Annotated in this window: 13 protein-coding genes and 2 tRNA genes; 11 read left to right on the plus strand and 4 right to left on the minus strand. The window is 67.1% G+C overall.

Going from position 1 to position 14,147, the window contains the following annotated elements:
• Nucleotide 1: 1 nt before the first annotated feature.
• The gene (locus ACP7AX_RS09770; RefSeq protein WP_426226289.1) at nt 2-589 is read right to left on the minus strand and encodes a Tat pathway signal protein; all 588 of its coding nucleotides are present in this window, start codon (nt 587-589) and stop codon (nt 2-4) included.
• A 172-nt stretch (nt 590-761) separates the two neighbouring features.
• Between ACP7AX_RS09770 and ACP7AX_RS09775 the strand changes: the two genes are divergently transcribed.
• From ACP7AX_RS09775 to ACP7AX_RS09805, 7 genes are all read left to right on the plus strand, one after another.
• Nucleotides 762-1,418, plus strand: a complete 657-nt coding sequence (locus tag ACP7AX_RS09775; protein WP_426226290.1) for an MOSC domain-containing protein — start codon at nt 762-764, stop codon at nt 1,416-1,418.
• A gap of 423 nt (nt 1,419-1,841) precedes the next feature.
• A complete protein-coding gene (locus ACP7AX_RS09780) occupies nt 1,842-4,079 on the plus strand; it encodes a DEAD/DEAH box helicase (protein WP_426226291.1) in 2,238 nt (745 codons plus the stop codon).
• Between the two features lie 243 nt (nt 4,080-4,322).
• Nucleotides 4,323-4,814 carry a LysM peptidoglycan-binding domain-containing protein gene (locus tag ACP7AX_RS09785; RefSeq protein ID WP_426226292.1) on the plus strand — a complete coding sequence of 164 codons (492 nt, stop codon included), beginning with the start codon at nt 4,323-4,325 and terminating at the stop codon, nt 4,812-4,814.
• Between the two features lie 119 nt (nt 4,815-4,933).
• A tRNA-Thr gene (locus ACP7AX_RS09790) sits at nt 4,934-5,005 on the plus strand.
• A gap of 60 nt (nt 5,006-5,065) precedes the next feature.
• A tRNA-Met gene (locus ACP7AX_RS09795) sits at nt 5,066-5,139 on the plus strand.
• A 257-nt stretch (nt 5,140-5,396) separates the two neighbouring features.
• The gene (locus ACP7AX_RS09800) at nt 5,397-5,954 is read left to right on the plus strand and encodes a dihydrofolate reductase family protein (protein ID WP_426226293.1); all 558 of its coding nucleotides are present in this window, start codon (nt 5,397-5,399) and stop codon (nt 5,952-5,954) included.
• A 76-nt stretch (nt 5,955-6,030) separates the two neighbouring features.
• On the plus strand, nt 6,031-6,687 hold the full coding sequence (locus ACP7AX_RS09805; protein ID WP_426226294.1) for an SDR family oxidoreductase: 657 nt from the start codon (nt 6,031-6,033) through the stop codon (nt 6,685-6,687).
• A gap of 27 nt (nt 6,688-6,714) precedes the next feature.
• On the opposite strand, the gene ACP7AX_RS09810 is transcribed toward ACP7AX_RS09805, so the two are convergent.
• Nucleotides 6,715-7,926, minus strand: a complete 1,212-nt coding sequence (locus ACP7AX_RS09810; protein ID WP_426226295.1) for an ROK family protein — start codon at nt 7,924-7,926, stop codon at nt 6,715-6,717.
• A gap of 127 nt (nt 7,927-8,053) precedes the next feature.
• On the opposite strand from ACP7AX_RS09810, the gene ACP7AX_RS09815 reads away from it, so the two are divergent.
• The 4 genes from ACP7AX_RS09815 (at nt 8,054) to ACP7AX_RS09830 (ending at nt 11,997) form a co-directional block, all read left to right on the plus strand.
• Entirely contained in the window at nt 8,054-9,772 is a 1,719-nt protein-coding gene (locus ACP7AX_RS09815) for a glycoside hydrolase family 13 protein (RefSeq protein ID WP_426226296.1), read from the plus strand.
• 4 nt (nt 9,773-9,776) lie between these two features.
• Nucleotides 9,777-10,718 (plus strand): aldo/keto reductase, encoded by a 942-nt coding sequence (locus tag ACP7AX_RS09820; protein WP_426226297.1) that lies wholly within the window; start codon nt 9,777-9,779, stop codon nt 10,716-10,718.
• A gap of 91 nt (nt 10,719-10,809) precedes the next feature.
• Nucleotides 10,810-11,670 carry an HpcH/HpaI aldolase/citrate lyase family protein gene (locus ACP7AX_RS09825; protein WP_426226298.1) on the plus strand — a complete coding sequence of 287 codons (861 nt, stop codon included), beginning with the start codon at nt 10,810-10,812 and terminating at the stop codon, nt 11,668-11,670.
• A gap of 102 nt (nt 11,671-11,772) precedes the next feature.
• The gene (locus ACP7AX_RS09830) at nt 11,773-11,997 is read left to right on the plus strand and encodes a DUF3188 domain-containing protein (RefSeq protein WP_426226299.1); all 225 of its coding nucleotides are present in this window, start codon (nt 11,773-11,775) and stop codon (nt 11,995-11,997) included.
• Here the strand turns inward: ACP7AX_RS09830 and ACP7AX_RS09835 are convergent.
• Complete coding sequence (locus ACP7AX_RS09835; protein ID WP_426226300.1) at nt 11,987-13,669, minus strand: SulP family inorganic anion transporter; 1,683 nt, start codon at nt 13,667-13,669, stop codon at nt 11,987-11,989. The two genes, ACP7AX_RS09830 and ACP7AX_RS09835, sit on opposite strands and share 11 nt — an antisense overlap.
• The gene (locus ACP7AX_RS09840; protein ID WP_426226301.1) at nt 13,666-14,046 is read right to left on the minus strand and encodes an ArsR/SmtB family transcription factor; all 381 of its coding nucleotides are present in this window, start codon (nt 14,044-14,046) and stop codon (nt 13,666-13,668) included. Before ACP7AX_RS09840 ends, ACP7AX_RS09835 begins: the two co-directional genes overlap by 4 nt.
• Nucleotides 14,047-14,147 lie beyond the last annotated feature (101 nt).

The raw sequence follows: 14,147 nt of genomic DNA on the forward strand, positions 1-14,147 counted from the left end.
CCTAGCCCCCCGTGCTTCCGCCCTTGGAGCTGCTGCCGAAGCCGCCCCGGCTGACCGTTCCGCCCTTGGTGCTGTACCCCGTGGACGCTTTGGCTCCGGTGGGAATGTTGTTGGTGTAGCTCGGGTATGAAGACCGGTTCTGGCCAACCCCCGGCACGCTGGCGCCGCGCGAGTAGAAGTACCAGGCGTAGAGGGCGCCGCTCCGGCCGGCCGAGCTGTTGCACTGGGTGTCCTCGACGCGCTCGCCGGTCTCCTCGTTGAAACAAACCTGCGCATACTCGGGTTCGTCCTCATTGCTTGCCACGATTGCCGTGATGGTGCCGGCCAGGAGAGCCGTCACGCCCAGGCCCACCACCACAGTCCGCCGCTGGGAGCGCTTCTTCCGCGCCTTGGCATCGTGGACCTCGCGCTCGCGGTCCTTCGCAAAGGGGTCCACCGTAGGCGTTGGCTCGTTCAGGAGTTCAGGGCGCAGCTCCGGCTTTGGCACCTGCCACGGCGGCGGTTTCGGCATGCCTTTGGCGCGGTCCGCGTCAGCGCCGCCGGCTTGGTCCTTGTTCGGACCGTTGCCCTGGTCCTTGTCCGGGTCCATGACTTCCCCCTCGGTAGTCCATGCTCAAATGTGGGCGCAACCCTGCGCGAGGCAAGCTCAATCCTGAAATCAGCCTAGCCGGTGCCCCGGCCCGCTGCGAGCGCAAAACGGGGGAGAAGTCCCCACCTGGCATCACGGGCTGAACGTCCCTTGCGGAACCTACACTGGAGCCATGGAAACCGCATCTGTACTCGCCGTATGCCGCGTCCACCAGCTTCTCCCCGACGAAAGCAGCGTGGGCGTCACCGCAATCGACAAGCGGCCGGTGGAAGGTCCCGTCAAAGTCCATAAACTGGGCCTCCGCGGCGATATCCAGGCGAACAGGGTCCATCACGGCGGGCTGGACCAGGCACTCTACGCCTACTCGCAGGACGACGCCGATTATTGGGCGGAGGAGCTTCAGCGGGACCTCCCACCGGGGGTTTTCGGCGAAAACCTCAGGGTTGCCGGCCTCGAAACCACCGGGGCAGTGATCGGGGAACGCTGGAAGATCGGGCTGGACGTGGAAGTGGAAGTCACCTCCCCGCGGACGCCCTGCGCCACCTTCCAGCGGCGGTTCAAGGAGCCCCGGTTCGTCAAACGCTTTACCGAAGCCGGACGCGTGGGAGCCTATCTCCGGGTGACCCGGACCGGCACCATCCAGGCGGGCGACCATATCCACCGGCTGTACGTGCCCAAGCACGGCATCACGATCGGCAAGTGGTTCAGCGATCCGGACCCTCAGTCGATCGAAGCGCTTCGGGATGCCGACGCCGATGGCGAGATCCGCCTCCAGCAGCCGGAATTCAACCAGAAGTTCGAGTCGCTGCTGCGGCAGCTGGCCCGCTAGCAACTGCCGGAACGGGCCGAACAAGCACCGATTACCGCCGAGGGGAGCGGTGTGAGCAAGCCCACCGCCGCCGTCGTGCTTTCAATTACGTGGAACCCGGCTCCATACCTTACACTTGAAACATCCCCCACTCCGGAAATCCCTTATTCCTGCCCAATTCTTGAGGCAGGACTGGCAAGTGTTGGGGCCCGCTATTGCGACGCGGGCATTTTCATAGGGAGAGCCGGCTAAAGAAAACGCTGTACAGACTGCTGGGATAGCAGCCAAGAGATGCAGCGGGAAGTCCTGCCACGGGATTGCGAAAGCGCCGGACTTCTACATGACCGGCCGGTCAATGTTTGCCCGGCACCCACGGCACAGTACTGCGGCTCCGCTCACCTCGGGTAGTGCCGCCTGGCCCCCTATGGATGAGGAAATTTCCCTATGCCCGAAAATCACAATGACTCCGTCGAAACCGAAAACACCGTGACCGACGTCGAGACCGCCCCCGCCGCAGTCTTCATCGAAGCACCGCAGGCAGACGCCCCGCAGGACGAAGCTCCCCAGGCTGACGCACCGAAGGCTGATGTCCAGCAGGACGAAGCCCCGAAGGCCGAAGAAGCTCCGCAGACTGACGCCGTAAAGGCCGAAGAAGCGCGCGAAGAAGCCCCCCAGGCTGACCCCACCAGCGGCGAGGCCGGCACCGAAGCTGACGGCATCCGCTTCGCCGATCTCGGCATCGACGGCCGTGTCCTGGCAGCACTGCAGGACGTCGGCTACGAAAAGCCTTCCCCCATCCAGGCCGCAACCATCCCGTTGCTGCTTGAAGGCCGCGACGTCGTGGGCCTCGCCCAGACGGGCACCGGTAAGACTGCAGCATTCGCAGTACCGGCGCTGTCCCGCCTGGCCGAGCTCCACGACCTCAACGGCCCGTCCCGCAAGACGCAGGCCCTGGTCCTGGCACCTACCCGCGAACTCGCGCTCCAGGTTGCCGAGGCTTTCACCTCCTACGCCAAGCACATCGATGACTTCACGGTCCTCCCCGTCTACGGCGGCTCCGCTTACGGCCCCCAGCTCGCCGGCCTGCGCCGCGGTGCCCAGGTTGTTGTGGGTACCCCCGGCCGTGTGATCGACCACATCTCCAAGGGTTCCCTGGACCTGTCCGAACTCCAGTACCTGGTGCTGGACGAGGCCGACGAAATGCTGCGCATGGGCTTCGCCGAAGACGTGGAGCAGATCTTCCAGCAGACGCCGTCGGACCGCCAGGTTGCCCTGTTCTCCGCCACCATGCCGAGCCAGATCCGCCGCATGTCCAAGCAGTACCTGAACAACCCGGCCGAGATCTCGGTCAAGTCCAAGACCACCACCGGCGCCAACACCCGCCAGCGGTACCTGCAGGTCATGGGCCCGCACAAGCTGGACGCGCTGACCCGCATCCTCGAGGTTGAAGAGTTCGACGGCGTCATCGCCTTCGTGCGCACCAAAATGGCTACCGAGGACCTGGCTGACAAGCTGAAGGCGCGGGGCTTCCAGGCTGCCGCCATCAACGGCGACATCCCGCAGCAGCAGCGCGAGCGGACCGTTGAGGCGCTGAAGGAAGGCCGCATCGACATCCTCGTGGCCACCGACGTCGCCGCCCGCGGCCTTGACGTTGAGCGCATCAGCCACGTGATCAACTACGACATCCCGCACGACACCGAGTCCTACGTGCACCGCATCGGCCGCACCGGCCGTGCAGGCCGCAGCGGCGACGCCGTGCTGTTCATGACCCCGCGGGAGAAATACCTGCTGCGTTCCATCGAAAAGGCCACCCGCCAGCCGGTGGAGCAGATGCACCTGCCCACCGCCGAGACGGTCAACACGCTGCGCCTGGGCAAGTTCGCCGAGAAAATCACCGAGACCCTGGAGTCCGAGGACGTTTCGGCCTTCCGCGACCTCATTGCCTCCTACGAGCAGGAGCACAACGTGCCGGCCTCGGAGATCGCTGCCGCACTGGCCGTGATGGCACAGGGCGGACAGCCGCTGCTGGTCAAGGAACTGCCTGCAGCTCCTGAGTTCCAGAAGCGCGAACGCGCCAAGGACGGCTTCGGCTCACGTGGCCCCACCCGCACGCTCACCGAGGGCAACGCCACCTACCGGATCGCGGTCGGACGCCGTCAGCGCGTTATGCCGGGTTCCATCGTTGGCGCCATTGCCAACGAAGGCGGCATCTCCTCGGCCCAGATCGGCGGCATTGACATCCGCTCGGACCACTCCCTCGTGGAGCTCCCGGCGGATCTGAGTGCCGATCAGCTGAAGGCCCTGTCCCGCACCCGGATCGGCGGCGAGCTGATCCACCTTGAGCTGGACAACGGCCGCAAGCCCTCCGGCGGCGGCGAGCGTGGCGGCTACCAGGGCAACCGTGGCGGCGACCGCGGCGGTTACTCCGGTGGAGACCGTGGCGGCAACTTCAAGGGCAACGGCGGGTTCAAGAAGGAATTCCGCAAGTCCGACGGCGAGCGCAGCTCAGCTGACCGCGGTGGCCGCTCGTACAGCGACCGTTCAGAGCGCTCCGTTGGCACCGACAGCGGCGCAAACCGCGGCCAGGCCAGCGATTCCCGCTTCGGCGGCCACGGCGACGGCTCACGCAAGCCGCGCACCGAGGGCGGCCAGGGCGGCTTCAACCGCAAGGGCAAGTGGTAACCGTCAGCTAGCCTGACAAATTTCCCACTGTGGGCCGGCTTTCGAGCCGGCCCACAGGCGTTTAACGCCCGACGGCGTGCTGCCGCTAATTCCCGCCGCCGTGCTGCCGCGCCTGTCAGGTCCTTGGCAGCAGGTGCTTGCACCCATACGATCGAGGGGCTACCGACGGCGTAGCTGCGGATCGGCACGGCCTGGTTCAGGCCCGGCTCCTGTCGGCCGCAAAGCCTCACGAAAGGCAACACTGTGGGATTCCTGGACGATCTGAAGAAGAACCTCGGGCTTGGGGACAAGAACGAGGCGAAGGACGCACCGCAGGCCGGCGCCGGTGTGGAATCCGGCACCACCCCGAGCACTCCTGCCGAGTCAGCCACCCCCGGGGTGAGCCAGGACCAGGCGGCAGCCCAGGCAGGCGCTGACCAGGCTGCTGCAGATCAGGCTGCTGCGGATCAGGCTGCGGCCGACCAGGCTGCGGCTGATCGGGCCGCTGCGGATCAGGCTGCGGCTGACCGGGCTGCTGCAGACCAGGCGGCAGCCAACCAGGCTGCAGCAGCCGCTCCGGTACCGCCAGCTCCCGCCCCCGCAGCCGTTTCGGAAGTGGTGGTTGAGGCAGGGGATACCCTGGGCGGGATCGCCGTGCAGTTCGGCGTGGACCTGGACGCCCTGATCGCAGCCAACGCGGATACCGTCCCGAATCCGGACCTGATTTACCCCGGACAGGTGCTGCGCCTGCCGTAGTTTTCAATGCCGGATTGACGCCATAAAAAGGGCGCCGATGCAACTGTTTCGGCGCCCTCTGACCGGCCCTGATGCCGATTTGTTGGTGGCCAAATCTTCCGGTAGAGTATTTACTCGTTGCCCCCCTAGCTCAGTGGTAGAGCGCGTTCTTGGTAAGAACGAGGTCACCGGATCGATTCCGGTGGGGGGCTCTGGATGAGGGCCTGTGTCAAGGCGGTTTTGACCGGCTTGCGCAGGTTTTTCTCATTCGTGGCGGTGTAGCTCAGTTGGTTAGAGCGCACGACTCATAATCGTGAGGTCGGGAGATCGAGCCTCCCCACCGCTACAGAGCAGGACCCCGAAGGCCAGCGCCTCCGGGGTCCTTTTGCATGTCCGGACCTTTGCCCGCGGCACATCCGGCCCTTTTTCGACCACCCCGGGCATCGGGCCGGCATCGAGTGGTCAGCTCTCGGCGCTCAGGCCGGGCCTTAGCGCCGAGATGTCGCCACTCGATGGGCGTCCGCGGGCAGATCCAACGCCGACGCCCATCCACTCCTGACGCAACGCCTACCCAACCGGACCGCCCCGGGGCAGAATATGCGGATGGGCAAGCTCACATACCACCTCTCTGCCTCGCTGGACGGCTACATCGCGGACCGGGACGGCAATTTCGACTTCAGCCAGCCGGATGAGGAAGTCCATGCCTTCGTGAACGACCTCCAACGCGATGTAGGCACCTATCTTTTTGGCCGCAACATGTACGAGGTCATGAAGGTCTGGGAAACCTGGGACACCGCGGCGGAGCCTGCTGTGGTGCAGGATTTTGCGCGGATCTGGCACGGAGCTGACAAGGTGGTTTACTCAAGCACCCTCGCAGCCGCCTCCACCGCCCGCACCAGGATCGAGCGGACATTTGATCCGGCGGCGGTCCGCGAACTAAAAGCAGGAACCGAGGGCGGTATCGGTATCGGCGGCCCCATCCTGGCCTCGGCGGCCCTGCAGGCCGGGCTGGTGGACGAATGCAGCCTCTTCGTCTGCCCGTTCGTGGTGGGCGGCGGCAGGAAGTACCTTCCCGATGGCCTGAACCTGCGCCTTGAACTCCTTGAGGAACACGCGTTCGGCAGCGGCACGGTGTACCTCCGCTACCGCGTGCTGCCCTGACCAGTACGGGACGCGCCCGCGGACCACACGCCGCCTCGGTCCGGTCTTCCGGGCCGGTAGGTGCAGAATGGGGGACATGACCCGCATCGCAATCATCGGCGGCCACGGCAAAGTGGCCCTCCACCTGTCCACCCTGCTCACCGGCGAAGGCCACAGCGTCACCTCGATCATCCGCAACCCGGACCATGCCGCCGATGTCGCGGCAACCGGCGCCACGCCGTCGGTCCTGGATATTGAAAACTCGACGACGGCGGAAATCGCCGGGGCGCTCAGGGGACATGACGCGGTGGTCTGGTCCGCCGGCGCCGGCGGCGGCAGCCCGGAGAGGACGTACGCGGTGGACCGCGACGCCGCGATCCGGTCGATGGACGCGGCGGCGGAGGCCGGCGTCGGGCGTTATGTCATGGTCTCCTACCTCGGTGCACGGCGGGAGCACGGAGTGCCGGAGGACCACAGCTTCTTCGCCTATGCGGAGGCCAAAGCGGCGGCGGACGAGTACCTGCGCGGCACGGAGCTGGCGTGGACCATCCTGGGGCCGGGCGCACTGACGGACAAGCCCGGGACCGGACTCATCGAGGTGGATCCGCTGCCGGAGGGCGGCCAGGAAACGTCACGCAGCAACACGGCCAGCGTTGCTGCCGCGGTGCTTGACCTGCCCGAAACCGCCGGGCGGACCATCGAATTCCGCGACGGCACCCTGCCCATCGCCGCGGCGCTCCAGCCCCGGGCCTGAGCGCAGCCCGGGCCTAAGCGGCGGCCCCTACGCTCGCGCCGGGAGTTCCAGGTCGAGGGCATGTGCCTCCACGTAGTCCAGCGCATGCCTGACCGCCCCTACCGTCACGATCGAATCGCCAAGCGGCGACGCCGTGACCCGGGGGACCGTGGCCGTGAAGCGGGGCAGCCGCTCCACGATGCCCGGCAGCAGCACCCCCACCGAATCGGCCACGGCGCCGCCAAGCACCACCTGCTCGGGGTTGGCCATGATGGCCACCGAGGCGATCACCCGCGCCACGCGCTCCGCCAGCCTGTCCATCACCGCGGCGGCGGCGGGGTCACCGGCTGCCGCGGCCGCGAACACCTCACGGGCTTCGACCGTTGGCGGTTCCCCGGGCCGGGCAAACCACTCGCGGGCGAGGTAGGCGATGCCATCGGCGCTGCCCACGCCCTCGATCATGTCCAGGTAGCCCATCTCGCCCGCGGCCCCGCTGTGCCCGTGCAGCAGCCGGCCCGATTCGATGATGCCGGCGCCCATCCGCTCGCTGGCCAGGATGACCACCAGGTCATTGACGCCTACGCCGGATCCCCGCCAGCGTTCACCCAAAGCGGCCAGGTTGGCGTCGTTTTCCAGCAGCACAGTCCAGCCGTGCCGCTCGGCAAGGGCGGTGCGGAGTCCGACGTCGAACTTCCGCCAGAACTGCTTTGTCAGCAGGACGTTGCCGTCCCGGTCCACGGGAGCTGCCAGGCCGGCAGTCACCGCCAGAACAGCGGCGGGGCTGGTTCCTGCCTCAGCCAATGCCTCGCCGCACGCCTGGTTCACCACATCGATCCGCTCGCGGGCCGGAATCTCAGCGCTGCGGAAGGAGCGGCTTGCCTTGCCCACAATGGTTCCGCGCAGGTCTGCCACCACCGCAGTGGTGGTGGCGGCGCCGATGTCGATCCCCACCACAAAGCCTGCCCGGGGGTTCAGCTCGAAGCGCCGGGCCGGCCGGCCCTTCAGTGACCCGGGCTTCAGTGACCCGGCTTTCAGTGACCCGGCCTTCAGTGACCCGGGTTCGCGGCCGGAGTCCAGTTCGCTGATCCACCCGCGGCGGAGCAGGTCTTCGCACACGGCAATCACGGAGGCCCTGGTCAGGCCCGTGGCAGCCATCAGGTCGGTGCCCGTGGCTACCTCCGTGCTCCGCAGGAAGGCCAGGGCGGCGTGGGCATTGACCCGGCGCATCATCTGGGGCGTGGCCGCACCGCCTGCATTCATGTGATCTTGACCTTCCGATGCACGGGACCGATAATTGAAGACGAGTATATTTAGATTCTATCTAAATTGCTTGCCCTGAGCGTAACCACCATCACATGACCACGGCCGAGACCTCCGAAGGATTCCCTTGCCCAACACCGCCACGCTGGCAACCCTGTCCGATTCAGACCGCATGAGCGATCCCAACTGGTGGCGCCAGGCCGCCGTGTACCAGATCTATCCGCGCAGCTTCTCCGACTCGAACGGTGACGGCATCGGTGACATCAAGGGCATCACGGCCAGGGTCCCGTACCTGAAGGAACTGGGGATCGACGCCGTCTGGCTGAGCCCGTTCTACCCCTCGGCCCTCGCTGACGGCGGCTACGACGTGGACGACTACCGCGATGTGGACCCCAAACTCGGCACGCTGGCGGACTTCGACGAAATGGCCGGCGCCCTTCACCAGGCCGGGATCAAGCTCATCGCCGACATTGTGCCCAACCACTCCTCGAACCGGCACGAATGGTTCACGGAGGCCCTCGCTTCGCCGAAGGGCTCCGCTGCCCGCGACCGCTACATCTTCCGCGACGGCAAGGGCCCCAACGGCGAGTTCCCGCCGTCGGACTGGGACTCAGTCTTCGGCGGCCCGGCCTGGGAGCGCATCACGGAGCCGGACGGCACCCCGGGCCAGTGGTACATGCACATCTTCGCCAAGGAACAGCCGGACCTGAACTGGTCCAACCGGGAAGTCCGCGACGACTTCCTGCGGACCCTGCGCTTCTGGTCCGACCGCGGCGTGGACGGCTTCCGCGTGGACGTGGCCCATGCCCTCACCAAGGACCTCACCGAGCCGCTGCTGTCCAAGCTGGAACTGAGCGCCGCCAACACCGGTGTGGACGGTTTCGACGACGGCACGCACCCCTTCTGGGACCGCGACGAAGTGCACGAGATCTACACCGAATGGCGCGAGGTCTTCAACGAATACAACCCGCCGCGCACCGCCGTGGCCGAGGCCTGGGTCCACGCCACCCGGCGCGCCCGCTACGCCAGCCCGGAAGGGCTGGGGCAGGCGTTCAACTTCGATCTCCTCCAGGCTGATTTCGACGCCGAGGAATTCCACGAGATCATCACCCGCAACCTCGCCGAAGCGGCAGCCACCGGCGCCTCCTCCACCTGGGTCTTCTCCAACCACGACGTCGTCCGGCACGCCACCCGGTACGGCCTGCCGCAGTTTTCCAAGGACAAGACCAGGGCCCACGCCAAAGGCCAGGACGGCAAGGACTGGCTGCTGGCCGGCGGCCCGCAGGAGGAGCTGGATGTGGAGCTCGGTGAGCGCCGCGCCCGCGCAGCCAGCCTGCTGATGCTCGCCCTCCCGGGTTCGGCTTACCTTTACCAGGGCGAGGAACTGGGCCTGCAGGAGGTGGCGGACATTCCCGACGCCGAGCGCCAGGACCCCACCTACTTCCGGAACAAGGGTGTTGAGGTGGGCCGGGACGGCTGCCGCGTCCCGCTGCCCTGGAATGTCGAAGGCACGTCCTTCGGCTTCGGCGACGGCGGCGCGCACCTGCCGCAGCCGGACTGGTTTGCCAAGTACGCCGTCGAGGCCGAGGACGGCACGGAAGGATCCACCCTGGAGCTGTACCGGAAGGCCCTGAAGCTGCGCCGGGAACTCCAGGCCGGCGAGGAACTGACCTGGATCCCCACGGCCAACTCCAAGGTCCTGCATTTCAGCCGTCCCGGTGGCTGGCAGTCAGTGACCAACTTCGGGGACCTCGCCGTCGAACTTCCCGCCGGCACCGTCCTGGTCAGCAGCGCGCCGCTGGAAGACGGCAAGCTCGCCGCCAACAGCACGGCCTGGCTGCGCTGACCTTATGCAGGAGCTCATCTACGGCTGCATGGGCCTGGGCGGCAGCTGGTCCGACGAACCGCACGGCACTGACCATGTGGACGAGGCCGCTGCCGCCATCGAGGCCGCGCTGGACGCGGGCATCACCCTCTTTGACCACGCCGACATCTACCGCAAAGGCAAGTCCGAGGCGGTGTTCGGGGAGGTCCTCGCGGCCACGCCGGGCCTCCGCGACCGCATCCGGCTGCAGACGAAGTGCGGGATCCGGCTGGGCGAAAAGGGGATCCCGGGGCACTACGACCTGAGCCGGGACGCCATCCTGGAGCGCGTCGGTGGCAGCCTGGCGAGGCTGCAGACGGACTTCGTGGACGTGCTCCTGCTGCACCGCCCCGATCCGCTGACTGACCTCGCAGAGGTGGCGGACGCCGTCGGGCAGCTCATGGCCGAAGGCAAGGTCCGCGCCCTGGGCGTGTCCAACATGTCCGGCGCGCAGATCGAGGCGCTGCAGGACCGGCTGGAGGTACCCGTCGTGGCCAACCAGCTGGAGATGAGCCTGCTCAAGCGCGCCTGGCTGGAAAGCCAGGTCCTGGTGAACCACGCCGAGTCGCTGGACTACAGCTTCCCGCACGGAACGCTCGAGTACTGCGCCCGCAACGGCGTGACGCTGCAGGCGTATGGTGCGCTGGCCCGGGGACTGTACACCGGTGCGGCGCCGGAAGACCCGACGTCGGCGGAGACCGCCGCGGCAACGCTGGTGGCGGAGCTGGCCGGCAAGTACGGAACGTCCGGCGAAGCGGTGCTGCTGGGCTGGCTGATGAAGCACCCTGCGAAGATTGCGCCGGTGATCGGGACGATCAATCCGGCGCGGATCAAGGCCTGCGCGGATGCCGGCCGGGTGGCCGCGGCGCTGACCCGGAACGAGTGGTACGGGCTGTGGGTCGCCGCCCGGGGGAGCAGCATCCCCTGAGCGGTGGTGCCCGCGCCCGTATTGTTCGTATTGGTCACGCGTTGGTGCCGCCGCTTAGCGCTGGTGGCGCCCTGCCGGATACGGTAGATACATGACGTCAACCATCGCCACCGAGACCGTACGGCCGGAACGCAGTATCCCAGCAGAAATCGCCCGTTCATGGCTCCTGGTGAACGCAATGAAAACCGAACTGTTCGACCAGTCCGCCGCCTCCCGCGCTGATTCGATCATCCTTGATATCGAAGACGCCGTGGACCCGTCACAGAAGGACCAGGCCCGCGGACACGTCATCGACTGGCTCAGCGGCGGCGGCAAGGCATGGGTCCGCATCAACGACGCCACCAGCCCGTTCTGGGCCGACGATCTCGCCGGACTGCGCGGAACCCCCGGCCTGCTCGGCGTCATGCTCGCCAAGACCGAGTCCGCTGACCAGGTGACCGAAAGCTTCCACCGGATGGACGGCAAAACCCCGGTGATCCCGCTGGTGGAATCCGCCGTCGGCATCGAGGAAGCCAACAACATCGCCAAGGCGCAGGGCGCGTTCCGCCTGGCTTTCGGTTCCGGTGACTTCCGCCGCGACACCGGCATGGCCGCCACCGCCGAAGCCATGGCCTACCCGCGCGCCAAGCTGGTGGTCGCCAGCCGCGTCGGTAACCTGCCGGGCCCCATCGACGGGCCCACCGTGGGCACCAACCACCCCATCCTGCGCGAGCAGACCGGCATTACCGTCATGATGGGCATGACCGGAAAGCTTTGCCTGGCGATCGACCAGACCCCGGTGATCAACGAGGTCATCAGCCCCACGCCGTCCGACGTCGCCTGGGCTACCGATTTCATGGCCGACTTCGAGGCCAACGGCCGTGTCATCCGCGACGGCTCCGACCTCCCGCGCCTGGGCCGTGCCGAGAAGATCATGAAGCTCGCCGTGGCCTTCGGAGTCCAGCCGGCGTAGCAACCAATGTTGCGGGGCCCGCTCCATGTTCCTCCGCGCCTGCGGAGCATGCGGGGCGGGCCCCGCAGTATTTGTGGCGGCCTCGCTCGGTAGACTGTCACGGTGCTCAAAGAATTCTGGGAGTCTGCGCCCACCTCATACAAAGTCCTGGTTTTCAGCGCCATGGCCCTCATCGGCGTCGGCCTGACCCTGAACATTGTGGGCAACACCAGCAACAACCGGGACCTGGCCGTGGCATCCCTGGCAGTCATCGGGTTGGGCCTGGTCCTGCACATCGTGGGCATTGTGGTCCGCGGCCAGGCGATCCGGAAGAACCTCAGGCGCTAGCAGCCGCGGCGGCTGCGTTCCTGCCCACATGGCTGCGGGCATGCTCCACGGCCGCCGGCAGGTCCTCGAACAGGTGCTTGTGGTGGCGGAGCGAGCGGATCACCCCAACGTTCGTCACCAACTGCAGGTGATCCGGCCGGACTCCCTTCAGGAGGACCGTGATGCCGCGCAGCTCCAGGGCGGAGATGACCTCCACGAGGGCATGGGCGCCGGTGGCGTCCAGCATCCGGAGCTGGGAGAGCCTGATGATGGCCACCTGGACATCCCGCACCTGGCTGATCTCCTGGAGGATGCGTTCCGCCGCGCCGAAGAACATTGCACCGTCCAGCCGGAACACGGCAATATGCTCGTCACCGTCGGCCCGTGGCCCGGAAATGTCCTCGCGCTGCACACTGCTGAGCGAGGCAAACTTGCGCAGCGTAAAGAGCGCGGCCGCGGCGAGCCCGATCTGGATCGCAACAATCAGATCGAATGCCACCGTGATGAGTGCCGTGAGGATGAAGACCACCGCATCCGGACGTGTTGACCGCAGAATCGCCGTGACCGTCCGCCGCGAAACCATCCGCGTCGCGGTCACCATCAGCACACCTCCCAGGGCGGCCAGCGGAATCTGACTTACCAGCCCGGCGGCCAGGTAGACGATTGCCAGGAGCACTACCGCATGCACCACCGCGGACAGACGCGTCCTGGCGCCTGAGCGCACGTTCACGGCGGTCCGGGCGATGGCGCCGGTGGCAGGCATCCCGCCAAATAATCCTGCGGCGATCGAGGCCAGTCCCTGCCCGGTGAGTTCGCGGTCAGGGCTGTAGGCGCCAGTGGGAGTTCCGTCCGGTCCCGCCATGCCGCCAGCCACACGGGCGGACAGCAGCGATTCGATGGCCGCGAGGGCTGCAATCGCGACGGCGGGCATCGCCAAAGCGCCCAGGGAAGCGACGTCCATGGCCGGCAGGGCGGGGGAGGGCAGGGAGTGCGGCAGCGCGCCGATCCGGGGAACGTCCAGCCCCAGCAGTTCGGCAGCCACAGCAGCCAGGATCACCGCCAGCAGGCTGGCCGGCAGTGCACGGACAAACCGCTGGATGATGACCATCACGACGGCGACGCCCGCCACGAGTGCCAGCGTCAGCAGGACGGTGGGGGACTCCGCCCGGGAGGCTGCTTCGATGGCTGCCAGCAGGGTGTTGTGGCCCGGCGTCCCGGCCGTGCCGGTGGCCAGTGGAACCTGCTGGAGGAAAATGATGGCGGCAATGCCCAGCGTGAAGCCTTCCACCACGGGCCACGGGATGAAGGCCACCGCCTTGCCCAGCCCGCTGAGGCCCAGGATGCAGACCATCATCCCGGCCATCAGTGACACCAAGGCCACACTCGCGGTCCCGTGCACCGCCACCACGGGAGCCAGCACCACCACCATGGCCCCCGTGGGTCCCGAAACCTGGACATGGGAGCCGCCCATCACCGCAGCCACCAGCCCGGCCACGATCGCGGTGATGAGGCCGGCCTCGGCGCCCACCCCCGAGCTCACCCCGAAGGCGAGGGCCAGCGGCAGCGCCACGATGCCCACTGTGATCCCGGCCAGCAGGTCTGACCGCCAGGACTGCCGGAGCCCGGCGTAGTCCGCCCGGGAGGGCAGGAACCGGGTCAGTGCCGTGGAACCGGACCGCAGGGCCGTGCTCACGGGGCTGACTCCGCCGGAAGGTGCCCGGCAGGCAGTTCCCGCGCGAGCCTGAATTGTTCGTTGGAGTCAGCAAGGCTGTCCAGCAGGAAGGTGCGGGCGATGGAAAGGAGCTCCGAAATGCCCGGGTGCGCCAGCCGGTAGGTCACGGCGTTGGCCGTCCGGACCGATGTCACTACTTTGTGCTTGCGCAGGGTAGCGAGGTGCTGGGAAAGGTGGGAGGCCTCCAGTCCGGTTTCGGCGAGCAGGTAGCTGACCGGGGCGGTGTTCTCCGGAGCCGCAGCCAGCAGTTCCAGGATCCTGATCCGCGCAGGGTGCGCCAGCGCCTTGAAGAGGTTGGCTTTGATCTCGTACAGCGGAGCCTGGGCGGGGGACAACATGGCGTGCGCTCCTTTGCGGCATCTCACGACTGGGCGTCATGAACGGTCACTTGATGGAATGATGAATCCATCATATCAGGACGACACAAGGCCCCTCGGCG

The sequence above is a fragment of the Pseudarthrobacter sp. DSP2-3-2b1 genome (assembly GCF_049895945.1).
In the GTDB taxonomy this organism is placed as follows: Bacteria; Actinomycetota; Actinomycetes; order Actinomycetales; family Micrococcaceae; genus Arthrobacter.

What these genes read in the sequence shown, in the direction of transcription:
- ACP7AX_RS09770 (WP_426226289.1), bottom strand. Translation starts at nt 589, where the DNA reads ATGGACCCGGACAAGGACCAGGGCAACGGTCCGAACAAGGACCAAGCC.
- ACP7AX_RS09775 (WP_426226290.1), top strand. Translation starts at nt 762, where the DNA reads ATGGAAACCGCATCTGTACTCGCCGTATGCCGCGTCCACCAGCTTCTC.
- ACP7AX_RS09780 (WP_426226291.1), top strand. Translation starts at nt 1,842, where the DNA reads ATGCCCGAAAATCACAATGACTCCGTCGAAACCGAAAACACCGTGACC.
- ACP7AX_RS09800 (WP_426226293.1), top strand. Translation starts at nt 5,397, where the DNA reads ATGGGCAAGCTCACATACCACCTCTCTGCCTCGCTGGACGGCTACATC.
- ACP7AX_RS09805 (WP_426226294.1), top strand. Translation starts at nt 6,031, where the DNA reads ATGACCCGCATCGCAATCATCGGCGGCCACGGCAAAGTGGCCCTCCAC.
- ACP7AX_RS09810 (WP_426226295.1), bottom strand. Translation starts at nt 7,926, where the DNA reads ATGAATGCAGGCGGTGCGGCCACGCCCCAGATGATGCGCCGGGTCAAT.
- ACP7AX_RS09820 (WP_426226297.1), top strand. Translation starts at nt 9,777, where the DNA reads ATGCAGGAGCTCATCTACGGCTGCATGGGCCTGGGCGGCAGCTGGTCC.
- ACP7AX_RS09825 (WP_426226298.1), top strand. Translation starts at nt 10,810, where the DNA reads ATGACGTCAACCATCGCCACCGAGACCGTACGGCCGGAACGCAGTATC.
- ACP7AX_RS09840 (WP_426226301.1), bottom strand. Translation starts at nt 14,046, where the DNA reads ATGTTGTCCCCCGCCCAGGCTCCGCTGTACGAGATCAAAGCCAACCTC.